Below are 6,159 nucleotides of genomic sequence, written 5' to 3' on the forward strand. Positions count from 1 at the left end.
AGTGATATGTATACGATTGCGATCAACCTTGCAGGACTTCCTGCGATTTCACTACCTGTTGCTAAAGATGATGAAGGTATGCCTATAGGTTTACAACTCATTGCTAAAGCATTTAACGAAAAAACGCTTTTTGACGGTGCTGCAAGCATGGAAAAAGCAGTAAACTATATTAAATAAACAAAAGGAAATAACATGAGAATTAAAAAGAGAGCATTAACATTTGAAGACGTACTACTAGTACCACAACATTCACTTGTACTTCCTAAAGAAGTTTGTTTAAAATCTAATCTTACTAAGCGTGTGACACTTAACATACCAATAGTTTCAGCAGCGATGGATACTGTAACTGAATACAAAGCAGCGATTGCTATGGCACACCTAGGTGGTATCGGGATCATCCATAAAAATATGGATATCGCGACACAGGCTAAACAAATTACTAAAGTTAAAAAGTCTGAGAGTGGTATTATTATTGATCCTATTTTCATAGGTCCCGATAAAACAGTGGCAGATGCAGATGCGCTCATGAGCGAATATAAGATCTCTGGTGTACCTGTTGTTGATGATGAGTTAAAACTTTTAGGCATTATCACAAACCGTGATATGCGTTTCATTGCTGATATGAGTTTAAAGGTTTCTGATGTGATGACAAAAGCACCTTTGGTGACTGCAAAAGTAGGTATCACACTTGACGATGCGGCAAAAGTACTTCAAGAACATAAGGTAGAAAAACTCCCAATTGTAGATGAAAACGACGTACTTCAAGGTCTTGTAACTATCAAAGACATCGAGAAAAAAGAGAAGTTTCCTAATGCGAATAAAGATGAGCATGGACGTTTAAGAGTAGGTGCAGCCATAGGTGTAGGTCAACTTGACCGTGCTACTGCGCTTGTAGAGGCTGGTGTAGATGTTATTGTTCTTGACTCTGCACATGGACACTCACAAGGAATCATCGATACACTTAAACTCATTAAAAAAACACTTGATGTAGATGTTATCGCAGGAAATATCGCTTCAGCAGCAGCAGCACAAGACCTCATAGATGCAGGTGCTGATGCAGTAAAAGTAGGTATAGGACCAGGATCTATCTGTACGACACGTATCGTTGCAGGAGTAGGTGTACCACAAATTTCTGCTATTGATGAAGTGGCAGAAGTGGCAAACAAAGCAGGTGTACCTGTAGTGGCTGATGGTGGTATCAAATACTCTGGTGACGTAGCAAAAGCTTTAGCTGTAGGTGCAAGTTCAGTAATGTTAGGTTCTGCACTTGCAGGAACATACGAAGCGCCAGGTGATATGATACTCTTTAATGGAAGACAGTTTAAAGAATATAGAGGTATGGGAAGTATCGGTGCGATGACTAAAGGGAGTACAGACCGTTACTTCCAAGAGGGTACAGCAGCAGATAAACTTGTACCAGAGGGTATTGAAGGACGTGTACCATATAGAGGACGTATCTCAGATGTTGTTCATCAAATGATAGGTGGACTACGTTCATCAATGGGTTATTGTGGTTCAGAGTCTATCAAAGTATTCTGGGAAAAAGCAGAATTTGTTGAGATCACTTCTGCAGGTCTTAGAGAAAGTCATGTGCATGATGTGACTATTACAAAAGAATCTCCAAACTATTCTTCATAATTATTCTCTTTATTTTCCCCGTATTTGATACGGGGATTCCTTTAAAATATAAATACTATATTTTTTCTTACAATTAATCTTCTCTGCAAGCAAGCACAAGCTATAATTTACCTATATTATTAAATAAGGGATTGTAATGCACGAACAAACACTAGCCGTCCATGCAGGATATGAGAAAGATGCACAGGGGACTATGGCAGTACCTATCTATATGAGTACAGCATATGAGTTTAGAGACACAGAACATGCAGCGAATTTGTTTGCACTTCAAGAGCTTGGAAATATTTATACAAGACTGATGAACCCGACTACGGATGTGTTTGAAAAACGTTTTGCAGCACTTGAAGGCGGAGTCGCTGCTATCGGGACTGCTTCTGGTATGGCAGCTATTTTTTATGCTATTGCCAATGTAGCTGAGGCTGGAGATAACATCATTGTTGCAAAGCAAGTGTATGGAGGAACAACAACACTTACGGGACATACTCTTAAACGTTTTGGGATAGAAACACGTTACTTTGATGTGAGAAATCCCTCCCAGATTGAAGCATTGGTAGATGATAGAACAAAGATCATCCTTTTTGAAAGCATTACAAATCCAAGTATTGATGTGGCTGACTTTGATGCTATAGTAGCTATTGCGAATAAACATAACATTTTGACTTGTGTAGATAACACTGTTGCAACTCCTATTTTATGTAAACCTTTTGAACATGGTGTAGATATTTCTGTACACTCTGCAAGTAAATATACAACAGGTCAGGGACTGGCAATTGGCGGTGTCATTGTAGAACGTCATAATTTGGTAGAGAAGATCAAAGGAAATGCACGTTACGCACATTTCAATGAACCAGATGCAAGTTACCATGGTCTAGTATATTCTGATGTACCACTTCCTCTTTTTACTTTGAGAACACGTTTGGCACTGCTTCGTGACCTAGGTGCAGCACCATCACCTTTTAACTCATGGTTATATATACAAGGACTAGAGACTTTACCACTTCGTATGAAACAACACTCTGATTCTGCATTGACTATAGCAGAGTTTTTGGAAGCACATCCAAAAGTAGGGAAGGTGAATTACCCAGGACTCAAATCAGATGCGAACTATGAATTGGGTCAGAAGTACTTTAAAGGTGGTCACTCTGGACTGCTTTCTTTTGAGGTTGCAGATAAAGAGACAGCACAGAAGATCGCTGACAGCACTGAGATCTTTTCGCTTGTAGTAAATATAGGTGATTCAAAATCAATCATCACACACCCTGCAAGTACAACACATCAGCAACTTTCAGCCCAAGAATTGATAGAAGCAGGAGTACCTGGCGGATTGGTTAGGCTTAGTGTTGGTATAGAAGATACACAAGACCTTATCGATGATTTGGCAAAAGCACTTGGATAGTTATAAAGCGCAAATAGGGTAAAATTACAAATAATTAACCCAATAACAAAAGCAGTCTATGAAAATCACAACTAAAACAGCACAGTTTAGCTCTCCTCTCTACCTAGAGAGTGGGCGTATCTTAGAACCGTATGAGATCGCCTATGAGACATATGGAGAGTTGAACGAAGATAAATCCAATGTTATTTTAGTGTGTCATGCACTGAGTGGTTCTCATCATGCAGCAGGAACATACGAAGGTGAGCGAAAAGCTGGCTGGTGGGATGGACTGATCGGCGATGGTAAAGCTATTGATACCAGAAATTTTTTTGTTATTTGTACAAATGTGATAGGCTCTTGCTTTGGTACGACCGGACCAATGAGTAACGATTACCCTAGTGAAGATCCTTATAGACTGAGATTCCCTGTCGTGACCATCAAAGATATGGTACGTGCACAAATGCATCTTCTTTCTCAAATGAGTATCTACCATGTACGTGCTGTGATCGGTGGCTCTATGGGTGGTATGCAAGCATTACAGTTTGCTGTGGATTTTCCAAATTTTGCAGATGATATCATTTCTCTTGCTGCCACGTATGCAACGAGACCTTGGACAATGTCATTTAATAAAGTCGCAGTAGAAGCCATACGTAGAGACCCGAGATTCAAACATGGTAATTATGAAAAAGATGCTTTTAAAGAAGAAGGTTTGGATGGTTTGGCCATAGGGCGTATAGCAGGACACATCTCTTACCTGTCACCAGACTCCATGGATGATAAATTCGGACGTAACTATGTCAATAATGACGGTCTTTTTGAACTTTTTGGACGTTATGAAGTTGAGAGATATATGGAGTACAATACCAATAATTTCTCACGTATATTTGACCCGCTTTCTTATCTATATATAGTCAAAGCGATCAATACGTTTAATCTAAGTCGTGGATATGACTCTCTGCATGATGCCATTTCACGTATCAAAGCAAATGTACATTTGATAAGTTTTTCATCTGATTATCTTTTTTTCCCTTCAGAGATGGAACATATTGCCAAGATGATGAAACGTAATGGACAGTCGTATACTTACTTGGAAGTCCAGAGTAATTATGGACATGATGCCTTTTTGGTAGAGTTAGATAAATTTGAAGATCATATCAAGGATGTATTAAAATGAAAAATGAAACATTTGAAGAAAAATTAGAACATTCAAAAGAGTTACTTGAAAAACTTATGAATCCTGAGATCACACTTGAAGAGTCTGTAAAGTTGTATGAAGAGGGTTTGAAAAACATCAAAGAGGCGCAAACACTTATAGAAGAAGCCAAAACGAAAATCACAGTCATAGAGCAAGCCAGCCAAAGTACAGGAGATACTCTATAATGGCACAACTTGTTGTAGCTGCGCTCCAACTGCCAACTTTGGGTATGAATGCTACTAGGCTTGAGTTTTATCTGAAGCAAGCTAAGCAAAGAGATGCTGATGTGATGCTTCTTGGTGAGTATGTACTCAATCACTTTTTTAAAGAGTTTGCTACGATGTCACCAAATATGGTTAAGGAGCAGACACGGAAACATACAGAACTTCTTAAAAATCTTGCCGAAAAGTATGACATTGTTTTTGTGGCACCTATTATTGTGTCTAAGAAAGATGGTTATCATAAAACCATCGTGAAGATCACTCCCAAGACTACACGGTATTATGAACAGCAGATCCTTCTCCCTTATGCACACTGGAATGAAAAGAAGTTCTTTGCTAATCCGATCAAACCACTGAAAGACCCTATGACATTTAACATCAAAGGGTTTAAGGTGATGGTGATGGCTGGATTTGAACTTCATTTTGATCATTTCTGGCAAAGAGTAACTGAAAAAAAGATCGATCTTGTATTGCTTCCTACCGCTTCAACATTTGGGTCTCATAACCGTTGGAGAGAGATCATTAAAACAAAAGCCTTTTTACATGGGTGTTATATACTTAGAGCAAACCGTTTAGGTGAGTACAGTGACAATGAAGTCAAATGGAAGTTCTATGGTGACACGATGCTGGTCTCTCCAGAGGGTGAAGTAGATATGATGCTTGAAGATAAAGAATCTATGCTTATTGAGGTCATCGATAAAAGAGAAGTGCTTGAACATCGTAAAGCATGGGCATTTGAGAAAGAGTTACAGTTAAGAAGTGAATAGTTTTTTCTAACATATAAAAATGGATAAAAAGGATTTGATATGACACCAGAACAATATTTTAACAGACAGATACAGTTATGGGGTGAGGCTACACAAAAATCACTTCAAAATAAGAAGATAGCTATTATCGGTTCTGGTGGTTTGGGTTGCACTTTGGCGATGGCTTTAGGTACTTCAGGAATAGGTGAGATTCACATGGTGGATTTCGATACGGTTTCAAATCATAATATACATAGACAAATAGCATTTAAACTAGAAGATGAAGGAAAAAATAAAGCCAAAGCTGTAGCCGCGCTTATTGAGGCGAAAAACCCTTTTGTCAAAGCAGTTGCTTTTGATATGGACTTTGATGCATTCAAAGGTATGGGGAACACCTACGACCTGATATTGGATGCGACAGATAATCTTCCTGTAAGAGGGGAGATAGACAAACATGCCAAAGAGACAAATACACCTTGGATCTATGCAAGTGTAGAAGAGTTTAACGGACAGGTTTGTTTCTTTGATCAAGCAAATTTTCAAGTCTTTAATATTTCTGATCATAAACCAGGAGGTATCACTGCACCGATAGTGATGCACATTGGATCACTTCAGGCAAACCTTGCATTGCGATATCTTGCAGGGCTTTGCGTGACAAAAGATAAACTCTATTATCTTTATTTTAATGATGAAGGTGAGTTGATTACACAAAAATTTGGCATGCCAAAGGCCTAAAACTAAAATAAATAGTGCTAAAATATGATGAATGATAAAGGATCAACATGAAATTAAAAATATTACTTTTATCAGCGATGATCTTGTTTGTAGCCGGATGTACACAAGAGACACAAAACTCTCTAAGTCGTTCACTTCAGAACTGGACAGGCACAAATGGTGTACTTGATATATATGCCGGTGATAAACTAGTACATAAGTTTATCAAGATAGATAAACTTTCAACAGCGTATGGAAGCAATGACGGCA

At 38.5% G+C, this 6,159-nt stretch carries 7 protein-coding genes and 1 pseudogene; all 8 read left to right on the plus strand.

Annotated features, from left to right (window positions below; all coding sequences use genetic code 11):
* A partial coding sequence (locus ABZC96_RS07605) for an amidase family protein (RefSeq protein ID WP_373030222.1) occupies positions 1-177 on the plus strand: 177 nt, incomplete at its 5' end.
* 15 nt (positions 178-192) lie between these two features.
* Entirely contained in the window at positions 193-1,638 is a 1,446-nt protein-coding gene (guaB, locus tag ABZC96_RS07610) for an IMP dehydrogenase (protein ID WP_373030214.1), read from the plus strand.
* A gap of 136 nt (positions 1,639-1,774) precedes the next feature.
* Positions 1,775-3,034 (plus strand): O-acetylhomoserine aminocarboxypropyltransferase/cysteine synthase family protein, encoded by a 1,260-nt coding sequence (locus ABZC96_RS07615; RefSeq protein WP_373030215.1) that lies wholly within the window; start codon positions 1,775-1,777, stop codon positions 3,032-3,034.
* A 58-nt stretch (positions 3,035-3,092) separates the two neighbouring features.
* A complete protein-coding gene (locus tag ABZC96_RS07620) occupies positions 3,093-4,187 on the plus strand; it encodes a homoserine O-acetyltransferase (RefSeq protein WP_373030216.1) in 1,095 nt (364 codons plus the stop codon).
* A complete protein-coding gene (xseB, locus tag ABZC96_RS07625; protein WP_373030218.1) occupies positions 4,184-4,393 on the plus strand; it encodes an exodeoxyribonuclease VII small subunit in 210 nt (69 codons plus the stop codon). The genes ABZC96_RS07620 and xseB overlap by 4 nt, the downstream gene beginning before the upstream one ends.
* The gene (locus ABZC96_RS07630) at positions 4,393-5,196 is read left to right on the plus strand and encodes a carbon-nitrogen hydrolase family protein (RefSeq protein ID WP_373030219.1); all 804 of its coding nucleotides are present in this window, start codon (positions 4,393-4,395) and stop codon (positions 5,194-5,196) included. The genes xseB and ABZC96_RS07630 overlap by 1 nt, the downstream gene beginning before the upstream one ends.
* Before the next feature lie 39 nt (positions 5,197-5,235).
* Positions 5,236-5,910: a ThiF family adenylyltransferase gene (locus tag ABZC96_RS07635; protein WP_373030221.1), complete on the plus strand. Its 675-nt coding sequence runs from the start codon at positions 5,236-5,238 to the stop codon at positions 5,908-5,910.
* A 47-nt stretch (positions 5,911-5,957) separates the two neighbouring features.
* Positions 5,958-6,159, plus strand: a pseudogene (locus ABZC96_RS07640) (hypothetical protein); the annotation flags it as partial.

Origin of the sequence: Sulfurovum sp. (genome assembly GCF_041551015.1) — a bacterium.
In the GTDB taxonomy this organism is placed as follows: domain Bacteria; phylum Campylobacterota; class Campylobacteria; order Campylobacterales; family Sulfurovaceae; genus Sulfurovum.